Consider the following 26,013-nt stretch of genomic DNA (forward strand, 5'->3'; position numbering starts at 1 on the left):
CACCCTCCGGTGCCATGCCCGAACCCGCTTCCGCCCCGGTGCTGCGTGTCGGCAACGCCTCCGGCTTCTACGGCGACCGTTTCGACGCCCTGCGCGAGATGCTCACCGGCGGCCCCCTGGACGTCCTGACCGGCGACTACCTCTCCGAGCTGACCATGCTGATCCTCGGCAGGGACCGGATGAAGGACCCCGGCGCCGGCTACGCGCGCACCTTCCTCGGCCAGTTGGAGGAGGGCCTGGGGCTGGCCGCCGACCACGGCGTCAAGGTCGTCGCCAACGCGGGCGGCCTCAACCCCGCCGGGCTCGCCGAGCGGATCGCGGAGCTCGCCGACCGCGTCGGCGTACCGGCGCGGGTCGGCCACGTCACCGGTGACGACCTCCTGGCGGACGGGCTCCCCGAGGGCCTCGCGGACGCCCCCTGGGCCAAGGGCGCCCTCACCGCCAACGCCTACCTCGGCGGCGCGGGCATCGCCGAATGCCTGCGGGCGGGCGCGGACATCGTCGTGACCGGCCGGGTGACGGACGCGGCGCTGGTCACCGGCCCGGCGATGGCCCACTTCGGCTGGACCGACGCCGACCTGGACCCGCTCGCGGGCGCGGTCGTCGCCGGGCACATATTGGAGTGCGGGACACAGGCGACGGGCGGCAACTACTCCTTCTTCCAGGACGTCCTCGGCGAGCACGACCCCCTCCGCCCCGGCTTCCCGCTGGCCGAGATCCACGCCGACGGCTCCGCGGTGATCACCAAGCATCCGGGCACGGGCGGCGCGGTGACCGTCGGCACGGTCACCGCGCAGCTGCTGTACGAGACGGCGGGCGCCCGCTACCCCGGCCCCGAGGTGACCGCCCGCCTGGACACCGTCCGGCTCACCGCCGACGGCCCGGACCGGGTGCGCGTCGACGGGGTGCGCGGCGAGTACCCGCCGCCCACGCTGAAGGTGGGCGTCACCCGCGCCGGGGGCCACCGCTACGAGGTCGCCTTCGTGCTGACCGGCCTGGACGTCGAGGCCAAGGCCCGGCTCGTCCGCGCCCAGCTCGACGGCGTCCTCGCCGCCCGCCACCCCGCCGAGGTCCGCTGGACCCTCGCCCGTACGGACCGGACCGACGCGCCCGTCCAGGAGGAGGCGAGCGCGCTGCTGCGGCTGGTGGTCCGCGACCGCGACCCCGAGGTGGGCCGGGCCGTCCGGGCGGCGTGCGTCGAGCTGGCCCTGGCCAGCTACCCCGGCTTCCACATCGCCGCGCCGCCCGGCAAGGGCACGCCGTACGGGGTCTTCGAGGCGGCGTACGTGGCCCCGGAGGCGGTCCGGCACGTGGCCGGGCTGCCGGACGGCACCCGGGTGCCGGTCCTGCCGCCGCCGGCCCGGACCGGCGGCCGGGGCGCGGCCATGGGCCGGCCGGCGGTGCTGCTGCCCGACCCGCTGCCCGCCGGGCCCACGCGCCGGGCGCCCCTGGGGCTGATCGCGGGGGCGCGCAGCGGCGACAAGGGGGGCAGCGCGAACATCGGTGTGTGGGCGCGCGGCGAGGGTGCGTGGCGCTGGCTCGCGCACGAGCTGACCGTGCCGCGGCTGCGGCAACTGCTGCCGGAGACGGCGGGGTTCGTCGTGGAGCGGCACGTCCTGCCCAATCTCCGGGCGCTGAACTTCGTCGTGCACGGCCTGCTGGGCGAGGGCGTCGCCTCCCAGGCCCGCTTCGACCCGCAGGCGAAGGCGGTGGGCGAGTGGCTGCGCTCCCGGCACGTGGACCTTCCGGAGTCGCTGCTACGGGAGTTGCGGGAGACACGGGAGCTGAGCGAGTTGCGGGAGGACGTCCTGTGACCGTCCTGCCCTCCGCCCTCGACCCCGCTTCCCCCGGCCACGCGGCCAATCGCGCCGCGATGCTGGCCAGGCTCGCCGAGGTCGAGGCCGAGCACGCCAAGGCCGTCGCGGGCGGCGGGGAGAAGTACACCGCCCGGCACCGCGCCCGCGGCAAGCTCCTCGCCCGCGAGCGCGTCGAGCTGCTGCTCGACCCCGACACCCCGTTCCTGGAACTGTCGCCGCTCGCGGGCTGGGGCAGCGACCACACCGTCGGCGCGTCGATCGTCACGGGCATCGGCGTCGTCGAGGGCGTGGAGTGCCTGATCACCGCCAACGACCCGACCGTACGCGGCGGGGCCAGCAACCCCTGGACGCTGAAGAAGGCTCTGCGGGCCAACGAGATCGCCCGCGCCGACCGGCTGCCGGTGATCTCGCTGGTGGAGTCGGGCGGCGCGGACCTCACCGGCCAGAAGGAGATCTTCATCCCGGGCGGCGCGCTCTTCCGCGACCTGACCCGGCTGTCGGCCGCCGGGATCCCCACGATCGCCGTCGTCTTCGGCAATTCGACGGCGGGCGGCGCGTACGTCCCCGGGATGTCCGACCACGTGATCATGGTGAAGGAGCAGGCCAAAGTCTTCCTGGGCGGCCCTCCGCTGGTGCGGATGGCCACGGGCGAGGAGAGCGACGACGAGTCGCTGGGCGGCGCCGCGATGCACGCCCGGACGTCGGGGCTCGCGGACCACTTCGCCGTGGACGAGCGGGACGCGCTGCGCCAGGCGCGCCGGATCGTCGCCCGCCTCAACCGGCGCAAGACCCACCCGGCACCGCCGCCGTCCTCCGTCGTGCCCCCGCTGTACGACGAGGAGGAGCTGCTGGGCGTCGTACCGGACGACCTCAAGGTCCCGTTCGATCCGCGCGAGGTCATCGCGCGGATCGTGGACGGCTCGGACTTCGACGAGTTCAAACCGCTCTACGGGCCGAGCCTGGTGACCGGCTGGGCCCGGCTGCACGGATGGCCCGTCGGCGTCCTCGCCAACGCGCAGGGGGTGATCTTCAGCGCGGAGTCGCAGAAGGCCGCGCAGTTCATCCAGCTCGCCAACCAGCGCGACATCCCGCTGGTCTTCCTCCACAACACCACGGGCTACATGGTCGGCCGCGCCTACGAGCAGGGCGGCATCATCAAGCACGGCGCGATGATGATCAACGCGGTGTCCAACTCCCGGGTCCCGCACCTGTCCGTCCTCATGGGCGCCTCCTACGGCGCCGGGCACTACGGGATGTGCGGCCGGGCCTACGACCCGCGCTTCCTCTTCGCCTGGCCGAGCGCGAAGTCCGCCGTCATGGGCCCGCAGCAGCTCGCGGGCGTCCTGTCGATCGTCGCCCGCGCGTCGGCGGCGGCGAAGGGCGCGCCGTACGACGAGGACGCGGACGCGGCGCTGCGCGCGATGGTGGAGGAGCGGATCGAGGCGGAGTCGCTGCCGCTGTTCCTGTCCGGGCGGCTGTACGACGACGGCGTCATCGACCCGCGCGACACGCGGACCGTGCTGGGCATCTGTCTGTCGGCCGCGCACGGCGCCCCGGTGGAGGGCGCGCGGGGCGGCTTCGGCGTCTTCCGGATGTGAGGGCGGAATGATCGCATCAGTTCTGGTGGCCAACCGCGGCGAGATCGCCTGCCGGATCTTCCGTACGTGCCGGGAGGCGGGCATCGCCACGGTCGCCGTCCACGCGGACCCGGACGCCGGCGCCCTGCACGTGCGCTCGGCCGACACGGCCGTCCGCCTTCCGGGCACCACGGCGGCGGAGACGTACCTCCGGGGCGACCTCGTCGTACGGGCCGCGCTGGCGGGCGGCGCTGACGCCGTGCACCCGGGGTACGGCTTCCTGTCCGAGAACGCCGGCTTCGCGCGGGCCGTCACGGAGGCGGGGCTGGTGTGGATCGGCCCTCCGGCGGCGGCCATCGAGGCCATGGCCTCCAAGACCCGCGCCAAGCAGATCATGGCGGCGGCCGGGGTGCCGCTCCTCGCCCCGCTGGACCCGGCGGCGCTGACGGCGGACGAACTCCCGGTGCTGATCAAAGCGGCGGCGGGCGGCGGCGGACGCGGGATGCGGGTGGTACGGGATCTCGCCGTGCTGGAGGAGGAGTTGAGGTCGGCGCGCGCGGAGGCGGTTGCCGCGTTCGGCGACGGCGAGGTCTTCGTCGAACCGTACGTGGAGGGCGCGCGCCATGTGGAGGTGCAGATCCTCGCCGACACCCACGGCACCGTATGGACGCTGGGCACGCGCGACTGCTCCCTCCAGCGCCGCCACCAGAAGGTCGTCGAGGAGGCCCCGGCGCCGGACCTGCCGGACGCGGTGCGCGCCGCGCTGACCTCGGCCGCCGAGGCCGCGGCGCGGGCGATCGGGTACGTGGGGGCGGGGACGGTGGAGTTCCTGCTGCCGGGGGACGGGAGAGGCCGGGGGCCGTACTTCCTGGAGATGAACACGCGGCTCCAGGTCGAGCATCCGGTGACGGAGGCGGTGTACGGGGTGGATCTGGTCGCCCTCCAGATCAGGGTGGCGGAGGGGGAGTCGCTGGGGGCGGCACCCGAGCCGTACGGCCACGCGGTGGAAGCGCGCCTGACAGCGGAAGGGGGCCTGAATCAGCCCGTCCGGCGCTTGAGGACGCAGGGCCCCGGGGCCTCCATCCGCCTGGACGCGGGCTACGACGAAGGAGACGGCGTCCCCCTCCACTACGACCCCCTCCTGGCCAAGCTCATCGCCCACGCCCCCACCCGCCGCGAAGCGATCCGCAAGCTCGCCCACGCCCTCGAACACGCCGCCGTCCACGGCCCGCACACCAACCGCGACCTGCTCGTACGAACCCTCCGGCACCCGGAGTTCATGGCGGGCGCGCCGGACACCGGCTTCCTTGAGCGCCACTTCGCGGAGCTGACGCGCCCCCGTGACGCGCGGCTCGCCGCCCTGGCGGCGGCCCTGGCCGTCCCCCACGCCCCCGGCGCCTGGCGGAACGTTCCCTCGCAGCCGCAGGTCAAGCGCTACCGTTCCGAGCCCGACGGCGCGGAGTACGAGGTCCGCTACCGCCGCACCCGCGACGGCCTCGTCCCGGAGGGCTTCCCGGGCGTCCGCGTGGTGTCGGCCGCGCCGGGCCGGGTCGCCCTGGAGGCCGACGGCGTCACCCACACCTTCGAAGTGACCGCGTACGGCACCCGGGTCCATGTGGACACGTACGCCCTCACCGCCCTCCCCCGCTTCCCGGACCCCGCCGCCCGCGCGGTCGAGCCCGGTTCGCTGCTCGCTCCCATGCCCGGCACCGTCGTGCGTGTGGCGGACGGAATCGCGGTCGGAGAGCCCGTGAAAGCGGGACAACCGCTGTTGTGGCTGGAGGCGATGAAGATGGAGCACCGTGTGACCGCCCCCGTCGACGGCACGCTGACCGCGCTGCACGCGACGCCGGGCAAGCAGGTGGAAACGGGCGAACCACTGGCCGTAGTGACCGAGACGGAGGAAAAGCCGTGAGCACGCTCATCGAGTCCCCCGAACAACGCGCCCTCCGCGCCGCCGTGGCGGCCCTCGGCGCCCGCTACGGCCGCGCGTACTTCGCCGCGTCCGTACGCGACGGCAAACACGCCGAGGAGCTGTGGGCGGAGGCCGGCAAGCTCGGCTACCTCGGGGTCAGCCTCCCGGAGGAGCACGGTGGCGGGGGCGGCGGGATCACCGAACTCGCCGTCGTGCTGGAGGAGCTGGGCGCCGCGGGCTGCCCGCTGCTCCTGCTGGTCGTCTCCCCCGCCATCTGCGGCACCGTGATCTCCCGTTTCGGCACGGACGCGCAGAAGCGCGCCTGGCTGCCGGGGCTCGCGGCCGGGACGACGAGGATGGCCTTCGGGATCACCGAGCCGGACGCCGGCTCCAACTCCCACCGGCTGACCACCACCGCCCGCCGCGACGGCGCCGACTGGGTCCTCACCGGCCGGAAGGTCTTCATCTCCGGTGCCGACATCGCCGACGCGACGCTGATCGTCGGGCGGACGGAGGACGCGCGGACCGGCCGGCTGAAGCCCTGCCTGTTCATCGTCGACCGTGACGCGCCCGGCTTCACCCGTCGCCCGATCCCCATGGACATCGCTTCCCCGGAGAAGCAGTTCGAGCTCGTCCTCGACGAGGTCCGGCTGCCGGCGGACGCGCTCGTCGGCGACGAGGACGCGGGCCTGCTCCAGCTCTTCGCCGGGCTCAACCCGGAGCGCGTCATGACGGCGGCGTTCGCGATCGGGATGGGCCGGTACGCGATCGCGCGGGCCGTCGAGTACGCCCGCGACCGCCGGGTGTGGGACGAACCGATCGGCGCCCACCAGGCCATCGCCCACCCGCTCGCGCGATCCCACATCGAGATCGAGCTGGCGCGGCTGATGATGTACAAGGCGGCGCACCTCTACGACGCCGGGGACGACGAAGGCGCGGGCGAGGCGGCCAACATGGCGAAGTACGCGGCCGCCGAGGCGGCGGTCCGGGCCGTCGACCAGGCGGTGCACACCCTCGGCGGCAACGGCCTCAGCTCGGAGTTCGGGCTGGCCTCGTTGATCACGGCGGCGCGGGTGGCACGAGTGGCGCCGGTGAGCCGCGAGATGATCCTCAACTACGTCTCGCACCGGACGCTGGGCCTGCCCAAGTCCTACTGAAAGGAGCGCTCATGTTTGTCCGCGGCGCGTACGAGCAGGGCGTCACCACCCTGACCCTGGACTCCCCGCACAACCGCAACGCCCTCTCCACCCGGCTGGTGGGCGAGTTGAGGGAGGGGCTGGCGCGGGCGGCGGACGACGCGAACACCCGCGCGGTCGTGCTCACCCACACGGGCGGCACGTTCTGCTCGGGCGCCGACCTCGGCGAACAGCCGGCCCCGACGGGCCCGGAGGCGCTCGTGGCCCTGTTCCGTACGGTCGTGGAACTGCCCAAGCCGGTGGTGGCGGTGGTGCGCGGGCATGTACGGGCGGGGGGCCTGGGGCTGGTGGGGGCGTGCGACATCGCGGTGGCGGACGAAACCTCGACGTTCGCGTTCACGGAGTCGAGGATCGGGCTGGCACCCGCGGTGATCTCCCTGCCGCTGCTGCCCCGCCTGGACCCGAGGGCGGCGAGCCGCTACTACCTGACGGCCGAGCGCTTCGGCGCGGCGGAGGCGGCGAGGATCGGGCTGATCACAGCGGCGACGGACACTGTGGACAAGACCCTGGAATCGATCCTGGAGGGCCTCCGCCGGGCCTCCCCCCAGGGCCTGGCGGAGTCGAAACGCCTGGTCACGGCGGAGGTTCTACGTGCCTTCGACCGCGACGCGACGGAGCTGGCGGAGCGGTCGGCGCGGCTGTTCGTCTCGGCGGAGGCCCGGGAGGGCATGACGGCGTTCCTGGAGAAGCGGGATCCGGTATGGGCGCACTGACCAGCCGCCCCAGCCACCCCAGACGCCCTGGCCACCCCGATCGCCCCAGCCCCGTCGGCCCCAAGCAGGACCGCAGCCGGGCCACCCGTCGCGCCCTCCTGGAGGCCGCCGTCGCATGCCTGGCGGAGCACGGCTGGGCGGGCTCGACGGTCGCGGTCGTCGCCGAGCGCGCGGGGGTGTCGCGGGGCGCGGCCCAGCACCACTTCCCCACCCGCGAGGACCTGTTCACGGCAGCGGTGGGGCACGTGGCGGAGGAGCGCTCGGCGGCGCTGCGGGGGCTGCTGTCCGCCACCCGTCCGATCGTGACCGGTCCGGTCGTGGGCCCGGCCCGTACGTACGTCGTGGTCGAGGGCATCGTGGGCCTCTGCACCGGCCCGCTCTTCCGCGCCGCACTCCAGCTGTGGGTGGCGGCGGCGAACGAGGAGCCGCTCCGGGCCCGGGTGGTGGACCTGGAGACACGGATGGGACGGGAGGTGCACCGGATGGCCGTGGAGCTGCTCGGCGCGGACGAGAGCCTCCCCGGCGTACGGGAGACGGTCCAGGGCTTCCTCGACATGGCACGCGGCCTCGGCCTGGCCAACCTCCTGACGGACGACAGCGCCCGCCGCGAACGCGTGGTGGCCCACTGGGCGAGCCTTCTCGACGACGTACTGCGCGCCGGCTGACGGGGCGCGTACCGGCTCCACCAGCGTGTTTCGAACACCGCCGAAGCTACGGGCGCCACCTGACACCTCCGTGGACACTGGCTGGCATGCCCACCGCGAGCGACGGGTGGGCATCGGCCGGAATCCGTAAGGGGGAATCCCGAATGGCACTCCGCAAGTGGGCGGCGATGGCCTTCGCCACCACCGCACTGGCCGGTTCGCTTATCGGAGCGACCGGCACGGCCTCCGCGGCAGGCACGCACAAGGACTTCGCCGCCCAGGCGAAGCAGGCGGGGCTGACCGCCCCGCAGGCCAAGGTGCTGCAGAACAGAGTCGACGGCTATCTGAAGACCCTCGGCGGTCGGCAGGTGGCCGCCAACAAGATCGAGATCAAGGGCGGCACGGTGCTGCTCACCCTGCCCGGCGAGGAGCGGGCGCGCGATCTGAGCGCCAAGGACGCGAAATTCGTCGACTGCCCGTACGAAAACTTCTGCATGTTCCGGGGCACGTACTACACCGGAGACCAGCTCAACCTCTACTACTGCCGTGACCAGGGCCTGACCAACTGGGTCGGCAACGGCTCCTGGTGGAACCGCCAGACTCCGGGCACGCAGGCGCGGCTCCTCGGCAAGGGCGGCAACCTCGTCACGCTTACGGCCGGTGCCGAATCGTGGGAAGCCGTCTACAACTGGGACCCGATCTGGACCGTCCGCCCCTGCTGACGTGACCGCCTTCCGGGCCCGTGCGGCGTGCGGCCGCGCGGGCCCGGAAGTCATGACCGCCGAGATGTCATGACCGGCTAATGGACGACCCCGCTCTTGTCGACGGTGTACTTCCCGCTCGACGCCCCGTTGAAGGTGCCCTTGGTGATCCACTCGGTGAGCGCCGCGGTGACCGTGCCGTGCGGCCCCGCCCACGGCGTACCGGGTTCCTGGCCGTAGACGTTCGCCGGGCTCGTGGGCATGCAGCGGTCACCGTCGCAGCCTTCCCACCCGAGCACATGGCTGGCGCAGGTGACCTGGACCATCACCTTGTTCGTCGTCGACGCCGGAAGCGCGTTGTAGATGGACGACGCGTTGGCCACCGGCACGGTGCCGTCGCCGGTGCCATGGAGCACCAGGACCGGCATCTTCAGTTGCTGCGCGACGGTGGTGTTCCAGCCGTAGGTGGTGAAGGTCGGCGAGCGGACCAGGCCGTCGGGGTGATGAGGGTCGTCGCCGCCCCACTTCTTCCCGATCTGGTCCCCCTGCGTGAGCTCCTTCCAGACGTTGTCCTGGCTGCCCGGCGGGATGCGGCCGGTGCAGTCCTGATCGCTCGGTCCACTGGCTGTGGAGAGCGTCCAGGTGGTCGCCTCTTTCTGGTTGGCGACGACCAGGGGGAAGGAGACGAGGTTCGGCGGCTTCTGTTCCTCGGTCGGCAGGCCGTTGAAGAGCGACGACATGAAGACGGCGCTGTTGACCTTCGCGATCGTGGCCTCGCTGCCGGGCAGTGCCGGGTTGGGGTTGGCCGCGTAGAGCGTCCTCCCGACACGCGGTCCCCCGAGCGAGTACCCGACGAGGGTCACCTTGCCGTCCGTCGGCTTGGCCTTCGCGACGGCGTCGTCGATGGCCTGGCGGATGTCACGTACCCATGTGTCGATGTTCGCGAAGCGCACCTTGCTGGAGTGGGGGTACAGCTTGTCGAGCGGGTTCGGCTTGAGCTTTTCGGCCTGCTGCTTGAGCGGAAAGATCGAGTTGTGCGTACGGTCGCACAGCCCCGAGGGCTCCGGGCAGGTGCCGTCGCCGTTGTAGGGCGTGAGGCTGGCGTTGTGGGGGTCGTCCAGGCCGTGGTCGAACCGCGTGGAATAGCCGTAGCCGAGCATGTCCGGCGCGAAGGTGTCGATGCCCGCGCGGGCGAGCCCTTCTTGCATGCTCATCTTGTTGTTGTGCTGGTCCTTGCCCTTCAGGTCGAAGGCCGGCCGCCCGGGAATCCCGCGTCCGTGGATCAGCACGGCGGCCTTGGAGGGCGTGTTCGGGCACCGCCCGTGCGCGTACTCCGGCCCCACGCGGTGCACGGCCACGTGCGCCTTCTGTCCGGTGAACTGCGTGTCCGGCATCAGTCCGCTCGGCACGGTGAAGCCGAGCTCGTAGTCGCTCCTGACGATGTCGGTCGGCTTCTCGTCGCAGGGCGGATCCGCCGCGAACCGGATGGCATCGGTCATCAGCAGCCCGCCCACGCCGAAGGCGCCCACGGCCAGGCAGGTCCCCAGCGCGATCCACCGCCTGTGCACGACGGACCTGCTCCGCCACCACCGGGCCGGCGCCCATCCACGCCGTGTGTCGTCGTTCTCCTGATCGCCGTCCACCGCGCCTCCTGACCGGGCCGCGTCGCTGATCTGCTGTACGCCGCATCCTTCGCCGGGGGCACGGGGCCCGCCACACGGGCGGGGCCGAATGGACGGGTACGCGAATGGACTGGCGCGACCGATCCTAGATCTACTAGTTTTCCCCCTAGGAGTCCTAGGAAAAGGAGGCGCCCGAGTGGTGCGCGCAGGAATCACCGCCGCCAAGCTGACGGCCGCGGCCGCGGCGATGGCGGACGAGAACGGCCTGGAGAAGGTCTCGGTCTCGGCGCTCGCCCGGCAGTTCGGGGTCAAGGACGCCAGCCTGTACTCGCACATCAGGAACCTGCGGGAGCTGCGCGTACGGATCGCCCTGCTCGGCGCCGAGGAGATGACCGACCGCATCGCGACGGCGGTGGCGGGCCGCGCCGGCAAGGACGCGCTGATCGCCTTCGCGGACGCGTACCGCGACTACGCGCTGGCCCACCCCGGCCGTTACGCGGCCACGCAGATGCAGCTCGCGCCGGAGGAGGTCGGGGACTCCCCCGGCTTCCTCCGCAGCGTCGAGCTGACGTACGGCATGCTGCGCGCGTACGGCCTCGACGAGCCGGACCTGACGGACGCGGGACGGCTGCTGCGCAGCACGTTCCACGGCTACATCCACCTCGAACTGAGCGGCGGTTTCGGCCACTCCCGCCCCGTGCGGGAGTCGTGGTCGCGCTCGCTCGACGCCCTCCACCTGCTCCTGACGACCTGGCCGGCCCACGAGGGGGGAGACAAGTGATGGACAAGGCGATGGACAAGCCCGCGATCGGCACGCTGGAGGTGCCCGGCGCCACCCTGCACTACGAGGTGCGGGGCAGCGGCCCGCTGCTTCTGCTGATACCGGGCGGCGCGGGGGACGCCGGCATGTACGCGGGCATGGCCGCCGCCCTGACCGCCGCCGGGTACGCCGTGGCCTCCTTCGACCCGCGCGCCCTGTCGCGCAGCAGCCTCCACGGCCCGCTCGGCGACCAGCGGGTCGCGGAGTGGAGCGAGGACGCCCGAATGCTGATCGACCACCTGTCGCCGGACGAGCCGGTGTCCGTGATGGGTTGCAGCTCGGGCGCCATCGTCGCCCTCGACCTGCTGGCCCGCCACCCGGAGCGGGTTCGCCGGCTCGTCGCGCACGAGCCGCCGCTGCTGGGCTTGCTGGAGGACGCGGCGCCTCATAAGACCCTGTTCGCGGACGTGCGCGAGGTGTTCCGCGCGGAGGGCGCGGGCGCGGCGATGGCACGTTTCGCCGAGGGGGTGGGTGAGCAGCGCTCGGAGGAGGGTACGGAGGGGCCGTCCGACGACCGGGACGCGACGGATCTCCCCCCGGAGATCCAGGAGATGGCCCCCCGCATGCACGCCAACCTCCCCGTCTTCCTGGAGCACATGCTGGTCCCGTTCTCCTCGACCGTTCCCGACCTCGCGGCGCTGCGCAGCGCTGCCGCGAAGCTCGTCCCGGCAGCGGGACGCCTGTCACGCGACCAGGTGCCCCTGTACGGGCCGGTCGCCCGGCTGGCGGAGCTGCTCGACCGGCCGTTGGAGGAGTTCCCGGGCGGGCACCTGGGCGCGGTGGAGCGACCGGGGGAGTTCGCGGAGCGGCTGCGGGGGGTGCTGGGCTGACGTCAAGGGCGCGACCCGCAGCGCCGGGGAATCGGGGCGCTCGGCTCCGGTCCGTACGGTCCGGTCAGCCCGCATGACCGTGCCCTCCGGGCCCGTCCGCGAGAGGCGGGACCGGAGGGCACGGTGTTCCCGGTCAGTGGGTGGAGAGGGCGTGCTCCGCGGTGTCCTGCCAGGGCGAGTTGACGAACGGGGAGTCGACGGTGACCGCGGCGGGGATCGTGATCGTGTCACCGCCTTCGAGCCCGAGGGTCACGGTGCCGGTCCGGACGATGCTGCCGGGGGTGTACCGGTGGGCGAGGGTGACGGCCTCGTAGTTGGAGTCGCCGGGCCGCAGGATGTTGGGGCCGCCGCCGATGCCGTCCGGGAGCTCGGCGCGGATCTTTCCGTCGAAGGTGACGTCACCGATGATGCCGAGGTCGCAGGGCTTGCCGCTGACATTCTGAGCCGCTATCAGCAGGCGGTCGCTCGGGCCGGTGACCGTGGTGGTGGTCACCTTGATCTGGGAGGCCTGGCAGTACGGAACCCGGGCCTCCGCCGCGGAGGCGGAGGACGTACCCACGAAACCGACGAGCGCGGCGGAGCCGAGGGCGAGAGCCGTGAGCGAGGTGACAACGCGAGGCGTGGACATGATGAGGCTTCTCTCGTGAGGTCGCACGGGGCGACGGTTCGATCGGCGGGCCGACCGGCTGACGAGAGCAACTTTGCGCCCGGTTTCGTCCCAGTGGCCACGAACCGGGGGAAGTTGGAACCTTGTACCGTTCCACCCCCTCTCACCTGGGGAAACATCTGAGCCTGGAACGCGCGTCCAGGGTGAGGGGGAGGGTGGAATGGCCACGGAGACCGAGCGGTTCGCGGAACTGATGAGTGAGCTCAAGGAACGCTCAGGGCGCAGTTACGGCACCCTCGCCAAGCGGCTGCACTCCAGCAACTCGACCCTGCACCGCTACTGCAACGGTGCGGCGGTGCCCATGGACTTCGCGCCCGTGGAGAGGTTCGCCAAGGTTTGCGGAGCGACGGCCGACGAACTGCTCGTCCTGCACGGACAGTGGCACCGGGCGCTCACCGAACGTCGCAGGGAGAACGCACCCGCGGCGGACTCCAAGCCCGAGGCACCGGAGGTGAGCACGGCGGCCGCCGCCGAAGCGACACCCGAGCCGGCCGGTCCCGACGAGGCCGCCTCGGCGGACGGGGAGACTCCCGCTGCCGGGGCGAAGTCTGGGGCGAAGTCCGAGGCGAAGCCCGAGGCGAAGCCCGAGGCGTGGGCCGGGCGCCGCCGTCGGCTGCTCCTCGCCGCCGCATCGGCCTTGGCCGTCGCCGCTGTCGCGGGCACCGTCGTCACCGTCTCGGCGCTGGGGGGCACGAACACGGGACGCATCTCCCCCGAGGCCCGGCACGACACCGCGCGTACGGCATCGCGTGAAGGCTTACCGCCGGGCTCGGCTGCCCCGGACGCCTCGCACGGTGCGTCACCGTCGCTGTCACCGACGTCGTCGCCGTCGCCGTCGGACACGGCGACAGCGACTGGATCCGCCTCCCCCGTCACCGTCAAGGAGGAGGAGAAGGAGGAGGAGAAGGAGGCGGCGGCCGGGAAGGGCACTTCATCCGCTACCGGGGCGACCCCCTTCACCGTCAGCGTCATGCCCGACAACTGGGGCAGCCCCTGCGATCAGTGGTTCGCCCTGGACCAGGCACCCGGCAAGGTCCCGCCGCCTCCCAACCGGAACGCGACCGCGGGATGGGCACAGACCTTGCAGGCCGTCCCGGCGGGTCATCTGCGGTTGCAGCTGACCGTACAGGGCACCGGGAGCAGCACAACCGTGCTCCACGGGATGTCCATCCACGTGGTCGGCAGCCGCAAGGCACCCCGCTGGAACACGTACACCATGGGGGCGGGCTGCGGCGGCGAACTGGATCCCGCGTCCTTCGCCGTCGACCTCGACAACCCCTCGCCCCGGCCCAGACCCGTCCCCGGCAAGGAGGGCGAGAGGCCGACGACCTCGACCGACTTCCCGTACAAGGTGTCCGCCGACGACCCCCAAGTGCTGAACGTCGACGCCTACACGGTCGGGCAGGACGTCAGCTGGTACCTGGAACTGACCTGGAGCAGCGGCGGCCGCCAGAGCACCACCATCGTCAAGGACCGCGGCCGCCCCTTCCGAACGGTCGCCCTGAACACCGAGCAGCGCTACTGGTACAACGCGAATACGAACGCCTGGCTGTCCCTCAGCTGACCGCCGGGTCCGTCTGGGCCAGCTCGGCGAGGTCGGGCACGGTGGCCGTGCCCGACCGGACGACCCGGACGCCGCCGCCCTTGTCCTCCGAGCGGGTTTTGAGGTCGCCGACGTCCGACGTCGCGGGCCACCGTGTTCCGCTCTCCGGCCGGCGCACGCCACCCAGGTCGACGCCGACCAGCTCGGCCGTACTTCCGCAACGACAAGTGTGGCGATGGTGGTAACCGCTGTGGCAGCATCCATGGTTGGGGACCGCCTCCTCGGCGACACGGCCTCGGCGGAGGCCCGTCACGAGTAGGAGCCCGAGCGGGGCTTGATCGTGAACTCGGTCCTCAGATCAGCCCTCCCGGCTCGTCCGACCACGCCCGCTGCCCGGCCCGGTCGACCGTCAGCCCCAGCCGCCCGAACCCGGGCCGACCACGCTCGATCCACCACTCATACGCCTCCTCGAGCTCGTCCCACAGGCTGCGGGGACCGGCTTGATGGACGGTGAATTCCCTTCTGCCGTCGCGGTGGATGACGCACGCCCAGGGCCGGTCCGACAGGCTGTAGGGCCAGACGGGCCGCCTGCCCTCGCGCGGCCGGTCGACGAGGTACGTACAGTCGGGGACGCGCAGGCCGAGCACGAAGCGGTTCACGTCGTACGTGTCAGCGAAAACCTCCCGGTGGGTGCGGGATGTCGTGGAGATCCGCGCTGTCTCCCGGCTCTCCTCGGTGACGTATGTGTCGTACGAGGCGTGTGCGAGCCGCTGGGAGCGCAGGCGCATAAAAGTGACGGACCGAGTGAACGTCCCCTGGGCGCTCCGGCCGTCCTCGGCGACCACGAGCCGGGCCGTGGCCTCGGTGGAGGAGAAGTGGGTGCCCCAGGGGACGAGGACGACGCCGCCCGGCCGCGTCTGTTCCACCCACGCGAACGGCAGCGTCCGCACGCCGCACGTGACGACGATCCGGTCGTACGGCGCCCCCGGCCCGTACCCGGCGAAGCCGTCTCCGTGTACGACGTCGGCCACCGGCCCCAGCCGACCGAGGCGGCCGCGCGCCGCCTCCACGGCGTCCTCGTCCACGCCCACGGACACCACGGATCCGGCGCCCAGCCGGTGGGCGAGGAGCCCGGCGTTCCAGCCGGTCCCGGTACCGATCTCCAGCACCCGCTGCCCTGGGCGTATGTCGAGGTCGGTGAGCATGGCGGACACGAGCGACGGCATGGACGACGAGATCGTCGCCACCCGCCCCCGCTCCCCTTCGTGCCGCCCGTCGTCCCACTGTGTCACCAGGGGTGTGTTGGCGGTGACCGCCGTCTGCCACGCGTCCGGGTCGGCCCGGCGGTCGATCGCGGACACGTCGCCGGTGTCCAGGTCGTGCCGCCGGACGAGGTCCGGCAGGAACGCCGACCTCGGCACGGCGCCGAAGACGGGCATTCAATCAGTGATCAAGTTTCGGGGCACTCCTGTTCAGGATCCGCGCGGTTCGGGGAACACACGACCACGGCCAGGCTGAGGAAGGACGGACGTCCCAGGTAGTACCCGAGCGAGACGTCCCCGCCCCAGCCGAGCGTCTCCGCCGCGTACGCGACCCTCTGGGCGAGGCGGGTGCTGTCACGGTCGGCCGGCGAGGCGAATCGCGGCGCGTGCTCGGCCAGTCGCTCCCCCAGCCACTCGGCGGCCTCCTTCGGATGCGCCCAAGTCCCCCGGATCAGTCTCCCCGGCTTCACCAGCCAGTACTTGGTCTCCAGGGGCGGCACCTCGGTGACCCGCCACTCGGCCACCGCCTCCTTGTACCTGTCCACCACATCGGGCGGACTCGTCGCCGTCGGCTCCACGCGCGACGGCGGGCGCCGGGCGCTCTCCTTGTCGAACACCGCTTTGTCGCCGACCCACAGATAGCCGTGGAAGTGCACGAGCGCCCCGATTCCGCGCAGGTGGGAGCAGCTCCCGCCCCCATGAGCCGGGGGGGCAGGGGCTGCGGATTCTGGGGGGGTAGAGGTCAGGCCGTCAGGCCGAAGCGGCCCGGGTCGATGCCGGCCGCGTCCAGTTCGGCCGTGGTGAACCTCAGCGGTTCGGCATCGGGGCGCTTGCTGTCGCCCATGGCCCAGGCGTTCTCACCGATCCACGCGAGCGTCACACACGATTCCCCGTCCGGGTGGGTGTTGCCTCCGCACGCCTTGGCGAACGAAGCCCCGGCGATGTCGAGCGCGTACAGGTCGGTTCCGGTCATGGTCGTACCTCCCTAAGCGATGGAATCTGGCACACCAGGACGCTAGGGATGAGCAAAGCCTGGCAGCCACGCGATTGCGCGCAATTGCTTCCCTGCCACCATCCGGCTTGCAATTTCAAGCAATCGGCAGGCGCTGCCTGAAGGGGACCGGGCAAGCTGATGCCCCGCTCGTCTTCACAGAGGGGAACAGCCCATGACGCTCAAGTTCATCGGCACCACGTCCGACAACGGCAACTGTCCGACGCTGTACGAGATCGAGGAGACCGGTGACATCGTCGTCCAGGGCGATCGCCTGATTGATCCCGCGCACTTGGCACAGCTCAGGGACATCAAGGACACGGAAACCTTCGTCGTCGTTCCGCGTGAACTGCTGACCCGCTACGCCCCCAAGGAGTAGACACCTTGCCGAACATCGTCCCGTTCGAAGACATCTCCCATGTATTCGAGGAGTTCGAGCACACGGCCTGGAGGCTGGAAACCCAGCGTGGGTACGCGGTGGACCGGGACAGCCCGAAGTGGCAGCGCTGGCTGGACGGCGATCCCCTCGGCTACGACCCCGACCATCCGTGGCACGCGCAGGTACGCGCTCAGACCAACGCGGGCAAGCGGATCGAGCGAGTCCGAATCGTGGACGACCCACCCACCGAAGGTCAGCGATTCCTCCTGGCGAGCGGCCTCGGCAACGTCGAAGCGGGTGAGGACATCCGCAACATCCACCGCACCGACGCCGAGCGACACGGCTTGCCCGACTTCGATTTCTGGCTATTCGACTCCCGCCTCCTCGTCCGCTTCCACTTCGACGACCAAGGCACGACGTTGGGAGTCGAGCTGGCCGAGGATCCGTCGCTGGTCACCCAAGGGTGCCAAGTCCGCGACTTGGCATGGCATTACGCCCTCCGTACTGCGGAATTCCAACGCGGGGTACGTTCCACGGCGTGAGTACGGACTTCCAGACGGCGCGGGTCGCCCTCGGCGCGCGGCTGCGTGAGCTGCGCGCCGAGGCCGGCTTGAACGGCAAGGAGCTGGCCGAGAGACTCGGCTGGCCTCCCTCCAAGGTTTCCCGTCTGGAAAACGGCAAACAGACCCCGACGCGGGAAGATCTCAGCGCGTGGGCGGCAGCGGTCGGGAGAGACCAGGCCACGACCGAGCTACGAGGGCGCCTTCACAGTCTGGAAAACCAATACCGCACCTGGCGACGCCAGCTGGCCCACGGGCACCGGCCCCGACAGGAACTGGCCTTCGTGGAGGGCCAGAAGACGCAGCTCACCCGAGGCGTGGAGACCGCCCTTGTCCCAGGGCTCTTTCAGACAGCGGACTACGCACGCCACGTGTTCCGCGCGAATGTGGAGTTCCGGCAGTCGCCGCGCGACACGGAAGAAGCGGTCCGGGCACGCATACGGCGTCAGGAAGCGCTGTACGAAGCTGGCCGTTCCTTCCGGTTCCTGCTCTGGGAGAGCGTCTTGTACGCTCGCGTGTGCCCTCCGGAGGTGCTGGCGGCCCAGCTCGACCGATTGATCGGCCTCATCGGCTTGGACACCATCGAGCTCGGGATCGTCCCGTTCAGTGCGCCGCTGAGACGTACGCCCTCACACGGCTTCTGGATCTACGACGACCGGCTGGTGATCGTCGAGACCATCAACGCGGAGCTCTGGCTGGACGACGCGGACAGCATCGCCTTGTACGTGCGCGCGTGGGACTGGCTCGCAGAGTCCGCCGTGTACGGACATCAGGCCCACCGTCTCATCGCGCGCTCGCGGGCCGCCCTCGACGTGGGGCGATAGCGCGCTACCGCTTGGCGACGAAGGAGCCCATGCCGGGCGTGGTGACGATCAGGCCCTCGACGCGGAGGGCGGCCGTCACCTTGCGGACCGTCACACGCGCGACGCCGAACTCCTGCTGGAGCTGCGCTTCGGAGATCAAGTGGTGCGTCCCGTATTCGCCCGTGGCGATGCGCCGCCGGATGACTTCCGCGATCTGGGCCCACTTGGGCTGCGTCGGGTCGAATTCCATCACCCTAAAGACTGTATGTATTCGCACACGGTCGAACATAGCGGCCTCCGAGCGTGACGGGCTATAGACAGCCCCATACGGCCGACCTAGCCTGGCCGCACAAAGCACCCCCGCGACCGCTTCACCGGCCCGGGGGCATGGCCACCAGCCCAAGGAGCTGATGACATGCGCGACCTTATCTCCCGCTTGCTCCGCCGGAACAGGGCTCGTGGCGCCGTTCGCACGGCGCCCACGCCCCCGACCCCCACGCCCGCCGTTCCAACCGTCCTCTCCCTCCCCCACACCAGCGGTGTCCACCGCCCGTCCCCGCCGCCCCTCCCCTGCACCTGCCCGCAACCCGCACTCGCCCCCACCCCCGGAACGTTCGTCTACGACACACGCATCGACCGCGTCGGTCAGGTCATGGGCCACGAAGGCCCCCGCCTCCAACTACGCCCGCCCGCCGGTGGGTGCGAGTGGGAAGCGGAACCGCGGGCCGTACGGCCCGCCACGGACGCCGAACGCCTCAGCGCCGAGCTCGCCACGGTGAATTCGCGGGGACGGTGGGGCAAGTGAGCGTGCCGGACGTCGCACTCGGCACCGTCGCCGTGGACACTTTCAGCAGCGCCGTCGGCGTGGTGATCGAGTCCGTGAACGGGTTGGTCCGGATGCAGCACCCCAATGGGTTCAGCCGGCGGGCCTACGCCAGCAATCTCCGGACGCCCGAACCGGCGGAGCGACAGCAGTTCGAGGCCGCGGAGCGGGTCTGGTCGCCGATCGTCGTACCGGCGTCCGTACCGGCATCCGAGTCGCAGACGAAGGGAACATAGAACGCCATGAGAGTGTCGAGCCGCACCCGGAACCGCGAATGCGAGCACGACTGGGTCCAGTGGAGCGGCGCGACACGCTGTCGCAAGTGCGGGGCGACCCAGCAATAGCCGTCCGTCAAGACGTCAAAGGGGCGCCATGACGTCGCGCACCGAATGGCATGACCTGCCCCGCCCCGTACGGGCGGCCGTCGAGGAGCGCACCGGGCCGATCGCGACGGCCCGGGCGCTCTCCGGCGGGCTCAACTGCGCCATGGCCGCCGCGCTGACGGCAGCGGACGGCACGGCAACGTTCGTCAAGGGCACGCCCCTGACGAACAGCGCCGCCCGCGCGGGCCAGCGCTGGGAAGCCGCCGTCAATCCCTACACCCGCCCCCTCGGGCCCCGGCTGCTCTGGCACGTCGCAACAGCCGGCTGGGACCTGCTCGGTTTCGAGTACGTCGGCGGCGCGCGGCACGCCGATCTGTCGGCCGACGCAGCGGATCTCGACCTGGTCGCCGAGGTGATCCGGGCCGCCTACCGCCTCCCGTCACCACCCCCGCACCTCCGCGTGCCGTCGTTCGCCGGCCGCTGGGCCGGGTTCCTGGAGACGAGTGAACTGCCGCTCCTCCACGGCCGTACGCTCCTCCACACGGACACCCACCCCCACAACCTCCTCGTCACCGCCGACCGCGCGCACCTCGTCGACTGGGCGATGCCCGCCCTCGGCCCGGCATGGGTGGACGTCGCCAACACCGCCGTACGGCTGATGGAGGCCGATTGCCCGCCCGGGACCGCGCTCACCTGGGCCGCCGATGCCGGGTTCACGGCGTGCTGGGAAACGGCCAACGCCGCCGCCCTCCGCGCCTTCGTCGCCGCCAACTGCCGGGCCTGGACCTCCCGCGTCGGCCCCGTCGACGCCCGGCCCAGCAACGCCCGGTTCACCGCGCTGCTCGGCCTCCTCCCCCAGACGAGGCGATGACGGCGCCTGTCGGCCGACGCACGGCCTGGCACGGATGCGCGAGAGACGACCAAAGTTACATATGGCTACTTTTGATTACACGGGGTAGCGATGTCTCGTATCCCCGCACTCGCGTCTCCAGATGGGACCAGCATGAGATTCCACACCCGACGGCGCGCTGCGTCGCGGTTCCTCGCCGGGCTCGCCCTCTGCGGATCGTTCCTGATCAGTGCATTGCCGAGTGCCGCACCCGCGGCAGCGTCCGGGGCGACGCAGGCCGGGCACGCCGATCTGGTGCGCGAGCGGGCCGACTTCCTCATGGCGAGGACCTACCGAGAGTTCCCCGCCTACGCGCGCCGGCACGAAAAGCCCTTCGACTGGGACACCGACGGCTGTTCGCCCCCCACCCCTCGCTCGTGGGCGAAGGTCTTCCATGACGCCTGCGTCATCCACGACTTCGGCTACCGGAACTACGGCGGAGGGGGCCTGCGCCTGGACCCCGTCGAACCCCGGCGCGAGCGCATCGACGACCGCTTCCTTGAGGAGATGCTCCGGATCTGCCGTGACCGGCCGGACGTTCTCGCGAACTGCGCCGGCACAGCGCGGACGATGCACCAGGCCGTGCGGCAGTACGGAGGCTCGGCGTTCTACGGCGAGTAGGCGTTGTGAGGCACAGCCTCGGCCGGACCGGCAGACCACGCAGGCCGCAGGTCCTTCTCCCACAGCGTGAACGACTTCGGTGCCCCGCCCGGCTGCGGCTTGCCCTCCTTGCGGCCCACGACCCGGTAACCCGCCTCCCCGTAGTACGCGTTCAGCCGTTCGTTGCCCGCCAGGCAGTCCAGCCGCACACAGGTCCGTCCACAACCAGGCCGGGCAAGGTAACGGTACGGGCCCGACGTTGCCGATTCCGCCCACGCCACCTTTCGGCCAGAGCTATACCGGTGGCGTGACAGTGCCGAGGGATGTGGATGAAACGCGCGGTGAACTGCGCGACGTTCTCGACCGGTCCGAGGCGTGGCTGCGCGACGCGGCCGGCCTCCCCGAGGTTCCGGCGGAGTGGCCGGAGGAGTTACGGGCGGAAGCCGCGACCGTGAAGCGGTTGCGGACGCGTGCCGCCTCGACCCTGATCAACGTGGCGCTCCTCGGGGCCTTCTCGTCCGGCAAGAGCTTTCTGCTGAGCGGTTTGCAGGGCGGGCTGGAGCTGGTCGAGGTGCAGACGCCCGACGGGCTGACGGCGGACAAGTTCGTGGGGCTGCTGCCGTCCTCCCCCGTGCCGACCACCGCCTGTCCCGCGACCGTCGTACCGGTCGACGGGCGCCAGTCCGCGGTCGACGCCTCCGGGACCGGCTATCTACGGGTGCGCTTCACGGACTCGGCCGACGGCGAGTGGCAGGACGTCGGGAACTCCCCGGCGCCTTCCGTGGTCGCGGCGTACGCCATGCAGGACGCGGACGTCACCAACCGGCTCAGGGAGCACCGGGGCCGCGAGGTGGCCGAGGTCGAGGTGCTCCTGGCGGACGCCAGGCTGCCGGCGAAGTTCTACGACCTGCCCGGATACGGTTCGCCGAACCCCGTCCACGATCTGATCGTGCGGGCCGCGATGGCCGACGCGGACTGCTTCATGTACGTCTCGCACGCCAGCCGGACGCTCTCCGAACGCGACCTGGACCTCATCCGCTTCCTCTACGAGCACTACCTGCTCTCCGGCAAACGGGTCGTGTGGGTGGTCACCGCGATCGACTCGGCGTCGAACCTCGACCTGAACGACGTCGTCGAGTGGAAGGCGACCATCGCCCGCAACAACAGCTATCTGAAGGAGAACTTCACCCTCCCCGACGGCCAGCCGGAACTGGGCTTCATCGGCGAGGGGTTCATCCCCGTCTCCCCGGCCCTGGAGGCGCGCGCGGCGAAGCTCGAGGCCGAGGAGGCCGAGTCGCCGGCGCGGCGATGTCGCGCGGAGAGCCGGATGGACACCCTGCGCCAGGCGATCGAGGACCTGATCAGAACGGGGACCGGTACCCGGCACATCGCGGCCGTGGCGGCCGAGGCGCGGGTGCTGCTCGTGCCCCGGCTGCGGGTGATCGAGGACCGGCTGCGGGCCGAGCGGCTGGAGATCGACGGGCTGAAAGAGCTCCTGGACGGTCATCAGCGGCGGCTGGAGCTGCTGGACCGGGTGCTGCCGGAGCTGCGCGACCAGCTCGAACGGAAGCTCCAGGCCCGGGTGGGGCGCGCCGTCCGGCCGTTCGGCCGCCTGGCCTCCCACCTCCACGGCGCGCTGGATGCCACCATCCGGCAGACCGACGTGAGCAAGGCGGCCAAGGCGCACCAGGTCGAGATGTCGAAGGCCCAGGCGCTCCGGACGTGGATGGAGGCCCCGGCCGGCCCGGCGACGCTGTGGACGGAGCAGTTCGAGGCGTTCAAGCAGGACGTGGCCCAGGCCGTCGAGCACGCCTTCGGCGACAAGGACCTCACGGGGCGGCTTCCCGACTCCGTCTTCGACGTGAACGACCTGTCCCTGCCCCGGCGGGCACAACGCACCGCCACCGCGCAGGACACCGTCCAGCGCGCGGCGGCGCTGGTCGGCCTCGTGGCACCCATCGCCGCGGGCGGGACCTACTTCTACGGTCTGGCGGCGGCCGGCACCGTCTTCCCTCCCGCCGGAGTCGTCGCGGGTGTGGCCGGGATGGTCTTCATGGGGATCGAGTACCGCAAGAGGAAGCTCAACTCGCTCCAGGTCCTCCAGGAGGAGTGGATCGGCGCCATCGACACCGAGGCCCAGGCGGTCAAGGAGCAGTTCGCGCTGTCCGCCGCCGTCCAAGGGACGGACGTCATCGATCATCTGAGCGACAACCTGGCGCAGTACCGGGAGCAGTTGGAGAGCACGCGCGACTTCGTACGGCAGCGCATCGCCAACCCCGAGAACCAGGTCCGGCAAGGCCTGATCGAGCAGCTCGAACCCGTCGACGAGGAGGGCCGGACCCTTGTGGAGGCCCTGCGGAAGCTGGAGAAGAAGCCCTGACGGATCCCGGCCGCCGCATGACGGCTCCCGGCCCCCGAAGCCGCCGATCGAGTGACACCCTTGCCCACACCCCGCTCCAGGGCGTTGGCTTAGGCGCCATGGAGTACACGCAGCTCGGACGTACGGGACTGAAGGTCGGCCGGATCGTGCTGGGGACGATGAACTTCGGGCCCCACACCGACGAGGCCGACAGCCACTCGATCATGGACGCGGCGCTCGACGCCGGCGTCAACTTCTTCGACACCGCCAATGTCTACGGCTGGGGCGAGAACAAGGGCCGCACCGAGGAGATCATCGGCAGCTGGTTCGCCCGGGGCAACGGGCGGCGCGACAAGGTCGTCATCGCCACCAAGGTGTTCGGCGGGATGAACGCCGACGGGGCGGAGCCGTGGCCCAACGAGGACCGGCTCTCCGCGCTGAACATCCGCCGCTCCGTCGATGCCAGCCTCCGGCGGCTGCGGACGGACCACATCGACCTCTACCAGTTCCACCACGTCGACCGGCGCACGCCCTGGGACGAGATCTGGCAGGCCATGGACGTCCTCGTCCAGCAGGGCAAGATCCTCTACGTGGGCTCGTCCAACCACGCCGGCTGGCACATCGCCCAGGCCAACGAGACCGCCCGGCGCCGGGGCTCGCTGGGCCTGGTCAGCGAGCAGTGCCTCTACAACCTCGCCGAGCGCCGCGCCGAGATGGAGGTCGTCCCGGCGGCACGGGCGTACGGGCTCGGGGTGATTCCCTGGTCGCCGCTGCACGGCGGGCTGCTCGGCGGCGTCCTCCGCAAGGAACGGGAGGGCGGCAGCGCCCGTTCCGCGTCGGGCCGTTCGGCGGACGCGCTCGCGAACAGCAGCATCCGCAACCAGATCCAGGCGTACGAGGACGTGGTCGACAAGCACGGCCTGGCACCCGGCGAGGTGGCGCTGGCGTGGCTGCTGACCCGGCCGGGCGTCACCGGGCCGATCGTGGGGCCGCGTACGGCGGAGCAGCTGGAGTCCGCGCTGCGGGCGGTGGAGCTGAAGCTTCCGGAGGAGCTGCTCACTTCGCTGGACGAGATCTTCCCCGGGCCCGGTCCTTCGCCGGAGGCTTTCGCCTGGTGAGCGTCCCCGGAGGAGATCAGTCCGGCGGCCCGCCGCCCATCATCCCGAGCATCGCCTTCCCGCCCGTCCTCGCGAAGCGCACCAGCAGGACCGCCGCCAGCGTCAGGAAGGCGATGTTCAGAAACGTCGTGTAGTTCCAGCTCACCCCCTCCATCGGCACCTTCGCGGCCGACTGGTCCGGGATCAGTCCCAGTCCGCCGAAGACGGACTCGACCACGTATCCCGCGATCACCATCGCGACGTAGAAGGTGCCGAGGAGGAACAGCGTGACCCGGCCGCCGTAGTACTTCCGGTAGATGGCGAGGATCGGCAGGATCAGCAGGTCGGCGAAGACGAACGCCACCACGCCCCCGAAGCTGATGCCGCCCTTCCACAGCACCACCGCCAGCGGCACGTTCCCGATCGAGCAGACGAACGACACCATCGCCACCAGCGGCCCCACCAGCGGCCCCCACAGCTTCACGGCCAGCGGATGCCCCTCGAAGAAGAACGCCCGCCAGAAGGAGTCCGGCACCCACGCGGCGATCGCCCCCGCGATGAACAGGCCCAGCACGAGATCGCGCAGGATCGCCGCCCACTCCATGACGAAGACGTGGGACGTCGCGGTGAACCCCTCGCGCGACAGCAGCCGCCGGACGAACGAGCCCTCGCCGCCCACGGACATGTCCATCGCCGCGTGCCCCTCCATCGCGCCCGCCACACCCCGCTCGGCCTGCTCCCTCGCCCGGCGCAGCAGCGGCTCCCGCAGCAGCGGCCGGAAGAGCACCGCCAGCACCGCGATCATCACGGGCCCGCCCAGGAACTCCGCCGCCGTGAACTGCCACCCCATGAGCAGGGCCAGGATCACCCCCAGCTCCACGACCAGATTGGTCGAGGCGATCTCGAAGGCCATCGCGGCTGTGAAGTCCGCGCCCTTCACGAACAGCGAGCGCGCCAGCGCCACGGCGGCGTACGAGCAGGAGGACGAGGCCACCCCCAGGCCGGCGGCGACGGCGAGCGTACGGGGCCGGTCGTCGCCCAGCAGGGAGACGACCGCTTCCTTGCGGACCACGGCCTGAACGACGGCGGAGAGCGCGAACCCCAGGATCAGCGCCCAGGTGATCTCCCAGGTCATGGACCCGGTGACGGCCAAGGCGCGCAGGACGGCGTGGAGCACCCCCTAAGCATGGCCGAGCGGCACCCGGCCGGGGTGCGGAAAACGCGGGGCCGTTCAACTGAATCGATCCCCCCGGAACTCGTCCTCCGGCTGGCTATCGTGAGCGCCATGGTGAACGGTATAGCGGCTCTGCGACGGCACCGGGTCCTCGGTGCGGCCTCGGTCTCGGCGATCGCGACGGTCGTGCTGGCGGGTTGTTCGGGCTCCTCCTCCGACGAGGGGAAGGAGGTCCGGTTCGGTGAGACGGCGAGCGTCACCGGCTACAAGGACGCCAAGGTCGACGTGACCGTCGAACGCCTGGAGCAGGGCGGCAGCAGCGACCTGAGCGTCCTCAAGGACGCGTCGAAGTACGCCGGCAGGACGCCCTACTACCTCCGCTACAAGCTCACCAAGACGGAGGCCGTGCAGTCGGGCGGCGCCTCCACGTACTTCTCGGTGACCGACGGGAACAAGAAGCGGCTGACCAAGCTGACGATCCTCGGCGCCCTGGACACCACCGGCGATCCGAAGAATCCGCTGAAGTACCGGGGCTTCGAGAAGTGCGAGACTTCGAGCACGTCCGACTTCGAGAAGGCCGCGCCGGGACAGAGCGTGACGGGCTGCGCCGTCTATGTGGCGGACGCGGGCGCCGGGGCGCCGACCAGCGTCACCTGGGAGCAGGGGAGCAAGACGCTCGCCACCTGGAAGTGAGGGCGGCTACTTCAC

The 26,013-nt window shown here is 71.3% G+C and carries 28 protein-coding genes and 1 pseudogene; 20 read left to right on the forward strand and 9 right to left on the reverse strand.

What is annotated here, in order from left to right; all coding sequences use genetic code 11:
• Positions 1-14 precede the first annotated feature (14 nt).
• The 7 genes from AB0E98_RS17580 to AB0E98_RS17610 all read left to right on the forward strand — a co-directional run bounded on the left by AB0E98_RS17580 (position 15) and on the right by AB0E98_RS17610 (position 8,584).
• Entirely contained in the window at positions 15-1,814 is a 1,800-nt protein-coding gene (locus AB0E98_RS17580) for an acyclic terpene utilization AtuA family protein (RefSeq protein WP_361703139.1), read from the forward strand.
• On the forward strand, positions 1,811-3,415 hold the full coding sequence (locus AB0E98_RS17585) for a carboxyl transferase domain-containing protein (RefSeq protein WP_361703141.1): 1,605 nt from the start codon (positions 1,811-1,813) through the stop codon (positions 3,413-3,415). The genes AB0E98_RS17580 and AB0E98_RS17585 overlap by 4 nt, the downstream gene beginning before the upstream one ends.
• 7 nt (positions 3,416-3,422) lie before the next feature.
• On the forward strand, positions 3,423-5,309 hold the full coding sequence (locus AB0E98_RS17590) for a biotin carboxylase N-terminal domain-containing protein (protein ID WP_361703143.1): 1,887 nt from the start codon (positions 3,423-3,425) through the stop codon (positions 5,307-5,309).
• Positions 5,306-6,466 (forward strand): acyl-CoA dehydrogenase family protein, encoded by a 1,161-nt coding sequence (locus AB0E98_RS17595; RefSeq protein WP_361703146.1) that lies wholly within the window; start codon positions 5,306-5,308, stop codon positions 6,464-6,466. The genes AB0E98_RS17590 and AB0E98_RS17595 overlap by 4 nt, the downstream gene beginning before the upstream one ends.
• 11 nt (positions 6,467-6,477) lie before the next feature.
• Positions 6,478-7,218 (forward strand): enoyl-CoA hydratase family protein, encoded by a 741-nt coding sequence (locus AB0E98_RS17600; RefSeq protein ID WP_361703148.1) that lies wholly within the window; start codon positions 6,478-6,480, stop codon positions 7,216-7,218.
• Positions 7,206-7,883, forward strand: a complete 678-nt coding sequence (locus AB0E98_RS17605) for a TetR/AcrR family transcriptional regulator (protein ID WP_361703150.1) — start codon at positions 7,206-7,208, stop codon at positions 7,881-7,883. Before AB0E98_RS17600 ends, AB0E98_RS17605 begins: the two co-directional genes overlap by 13 nt.
• A 143-nt stretch (positions 7,884-8,026) precedes the next feature.
• Positions 8,027-8,584 (forward strand): hypothetical protein, encoded by a 558-nt coding sequence (locus tag AB0E98_RS17610; RefSeq protein WP_361703152.1) that lies wholly within the window; start codon positions 8,027-8,029, stop codon positions 8,582-8,584.
• A gap of 77 nt (positions 8,585-8,661) precedes the next feature.
• Here the strand turns inward: AB0E98_RS17610 and AB0E98_RS17615 are convergent, their stop codons facing one another.
• Complete coding sequence (locus tag AB0E98_RS17615; protein WP_361703155.1) at positions 8,662-10,131, reverse strand: alpha/beta fold hydrolase; 1,470 nt, start codon at positions 10,129-10,131, stop codon at positions 8,662-8,664.
• A 250-nt stretch (positions 10,132-10,381) separates the two neighbouring features.
• Between AB0E98_RS17615 and AB0E98_RS17620 the strand changes: the two genes are divergently transcribed.
• Positions 10,382-10,966: a TetR-like C-terminal domain-containing protein gene (locus AB0E98_RS17620; protein ID WP_361703157.1), complete on the forward strand. Its 585-nt coding sequence runs from the start codon at positions 10,382-10,384 to the stop codon at positions 10,964-10,966.
• Entirely contained in the window at positions 10,966-11,835 is an 870-nt protein-coding gene (locus AB0E98_RS17625) for an alpha/beta hydrolase (RefSeq protein WP_361703159.1), read from the forward strand. The genes AB0E98_RS17620 and AB0E98_RS17625 overlap by 1 nt, the downstream gene beginning before the upstream one ends.
• Before the next feature lie 133 nt (positions 11,836-11,968).
• Here the strand turns inward: AB0E98_RS17625 and AB0E98_RS17630 are convergent, their stop codons facing one another.
• Entirely contained in the window at positions 11,969-12,463 is a 495-nt protein-coding gene (locus AB0E98_RS17630) for a hypothetical protein (protein ID WP_361703161.1), read from the reverse strand.
• Between the two features lie 199 nt (positions 12,464-12,662).
• On the opposite strand from AB0E98_RS17630, the gene AB0E98_RS17635 reads away from it, so the two are divergent.
• Complete coding sequence (locus tag AB0E98_RS17635) at positions 12,663-14,066, forward strand: helix-turn-helix transcriptional regulator (protein ID WP_361703163.1); 1,404 nt, start codon at positions 12,663-12,665, stop codon at positions 14,064-14,066.
• On the opposite strand, the gene AB0E98_RS17640 is transcribed toward AB0E98_RS17635, so the two are convergent.
• From AB0E98_RS17640 to AB0E98_RS17655, 4 genes are all read right to left on the reverse strand, one after another.
• Positions 14,059-14,223, reverse strand: a complete 165-nt coding sequence (locus AB0E98_RS17640) for a hypothetical protein (protein WP_361703165.1) — start codon at positions 14,221-14,223, stop codon at positions 14,059-14,061. The genes AB0E98_RS17635 and AB0E98_RS17640 overlap by 8 nt on opposite strands.
• Before the next feature lie 175 nt (positions 14,224-14,398).
• Positions 14,399-15,484: a methyltransferase domain-containing protein gene (locus AB0E98_RS17645; RefSeq protein ID WP_361703168.1), complete on the reverse strand. Its 1,086-nt coding sequence runs from the start codon at positions 15,482-15,484 to the stop codon at positions 14,399-14,401.
• An 11-nt stretch (positions 15,485-15,495) separates the two neighbouring features.
• Positions 15,496-15,963: a hypothetical protein gene (locus AB0E98_RS17650; protein ID WP_361703170.1), complete on the reverse strand. Its 468-nt coding sequence runs from the start codon at positions 15,961-15,963 to the stop codon at positions 15,496-15,498.
• A gap of 86 nt (positions 15,964-16,049) precedes the next feature.
• Positions 16,050-16,280 carry a DUF397 domain-containing protein gene (locus AB0E98_RS17655; RefSeq protein WP_361703172.1) on the reverse strand — a complete coding sequence of 77 codons (231 nt, stop codon included), beginning with the start codon at positions 16,278-16,280 and terminating at the stop codon, positions 16,050-16,052.
• A gap of 193 nt (positions 16,281-16,473) precedes the next feature.
• On the opposite strand from AB0E98_RS17655, the gene AB0E98_RS17660 reads away from it, so the two are divergent.
• The 3 genes from AB0E98_RS17660 to AB0E98_RS17670 are packed head-to-tail and all read left to right on the forward strand — an operon-like array spanning position 16,474 to position 18,061.
• On the forward strand, positions 16,474-16,677 hold the full coding sequence (locus tag AB0E98_RS17660) for a hypothetical protein (RefSeq protein ID WP_361703175.1): 204 nt from the start codon (positions 16,474-16,476) through the stop codon (positions 16,675-16,677).
• Between the two features lie 5 nt (positions 16,678-16,682).
• Positions 16,683-17,219 carry a DUF6879 family protein gene (locus tag AB0E98_RS17665; protein WP_361703177.1) on the forward strand — a complete coding sequence of 179 codons (537 nt, stop codon included), beginning with the start codon at positions 16,683-16,685 and terminating at the stop codon, positions 17,217-17,219.
• The gene (locus tag AB0E98_RS17670) at positions 17,216-18,061 is read left to right on the forward strand and encodes a helix-turn-helix transcriptional regulator (RefSeq protein ID WP_361703178.1); all 846 of its coding nucleotides are present in this window, start codon (positions 17,216-17,218) and stop codon (positions 18,059-18,061) included. The genes AB0E98_RS17665 and AB0E98_RS17670 overlap by 4 nt, the downstream gene beginning before the upstream one ends.
• 4 nt (positions 18,062-18,065) lie before the next feature.
• Here the strand turns inward: AB0E98_RS17670 and AB0E98_RS17675 are convergent, their stop codons facing one another.
• Positions 18,066-18,293 (reverse strand): GntR family transcriptional regulator, encoded by a 228-nt coding sequence (locus tag AB0E98_RS17675; protein ID WP_361703180.1) that lies wholly within the window; start codon positions 18,291-18,293, stop codon positions 18,066-18,068.
• Between the two features lie 162 nt (positions 18,294-18,455).
• Between AB0E98_RS17675 and AB0E98_RS17680 the strand changes: the two genes are divergently transcribed.
• The 4 genes from AB0E98_RS17680 to AB0E98_RS17695 all read left to right on the forward strand — a co-directional run bounded on the left by AB0E98_RS17680 (position 18,456) and on the right by AB0E98_RS17695 (position 20,696).
• A complete protein-coding gene (locus AB0E98_RS17680) occupies positions 18,456-18,845 on the forward strand; it encodes a hypothetical protein (RefSeq protein ID WP_361703678.1) in 390 nt (129 codons plus the stop codon).
• Positions 18,842-19,099 carry a hypothetical protein gene (locus AB0E98_RS17685; protein ID WP_361703182.1) on the forward strand — a complete coding sequence of 86 codons (258 nt, stop codon included), beginning with the start codon at positions 18,842-18,844 and terminating at the stop codon, positions 19,097-19,099. Before AB0E98_RS17680 ends, AB0E98_RS17685 begins: the two co-directional genes overlap by 4 nt.
• 136 nt (positions 19,100-19,235) lie before the next feature.
• Positions 19,236-20,057, forward strand: a complete 822-nt coding sequence (locus tag AB0E98_RS17690; protein ID WP_361703185.1) for a phosphotransferase — start codon at positions 19,236-19,238, stop codon at positions 20,055-20,057.
• A 132-nt stretch (positions 20,058-20,189) separates the two neighbouring features.
• Entirely contained in the window at positions 20,190-20,696 is a 507-nt protein-coding gene (locus AB0E98_RS17695; RefSeq protein WP_361703188.1) for a phospholipase A2, read from the forward strand.
• Here the strand turns inward: AB0E98_RS17695 and AB0E98_RS17700 are convergent.
• Positions 20,684-20,896, reverse strand: a pseudogene (locus AB0E98_RS17700) (hypothetical protein); the annotation flags it as partial. The gene AB0E98_RS17695 and the pseudogene AB0E98_RS17700 sit on opposite strands and share 13 nt — an antisense overlap.
• A gap of 86 nt (positions 20,897-20,982) precedes the next feature.
• On the opposite strand from AB0E98_RS17700, the gene AB0E98_RS17705 reads away from it, so the two are divergent.
• Positions 20,983-23,055 (forward strand): dynamin family protein, encoded by a 2,073-nt coding sequence (locus AB0E98_RS17705; RefSeq protein WP_361703191.1) that lies wholly within the window; start codon positions 20,983-20,985, stop codon positions 23,053-23,055.
• Positions 23,056-23,153: 98 nt separating this feature from the next.
• Positions 23,154-24,152, forward strand: coding sequence for an aldo/keto reductase (locus AB0E98_RS17710; protein WP_361703194.1), 999 nt, complete (start codon positions 23,154-23,156; stop codon positions 24,150-24,152).
• Positions 24,153-24,168: 16 nt separating this feature from the next.
• Here the strand turns inward: AB0E98_RS17710 and AB0E98_RS17715 are convergent, their stop codons facing one another.
• Positions 24,169-25,308 carry a permease gene (locus tag AB0E98_RS17715; RefSeq protein ID WP_361703196.1) on the reverse strand — a complete coding sequence of 380 codons (1,140 nt, stop codon included), beginning with the start codon at positions 25,306-25,308 and terminating at the stop codon, positions 24,169-24,171.
• 108 nt (positions 25,309-25,416) lie between these two features.
• Here AB0E98_RS17715 and AB0E98_RS17720 point away from each other — a divergent pair, with 108 nt between their 5' ends.
• A complete protein-coding gene (locus AB0E98_RS17720) occupies positions 25,417-25,998 on the forward strand; it encodes a hypothetical protein (protein ID WP_361703199.1) in 582 nt (193 codons plus the stop codon).
• Positions 25,999-26,013 lie beyond the last annotated feature (15 nt).

Source organism: Streptomyces sp. NPDC037389 (assembly GCF_040636475.1).
Classification (GTDB): domain Bacteria; phylum Actinomycetota; class Actinomycetes; order Streptomycetales; family Streptomycetaceae; genus Streptomyces; species Streptomyces hesseae.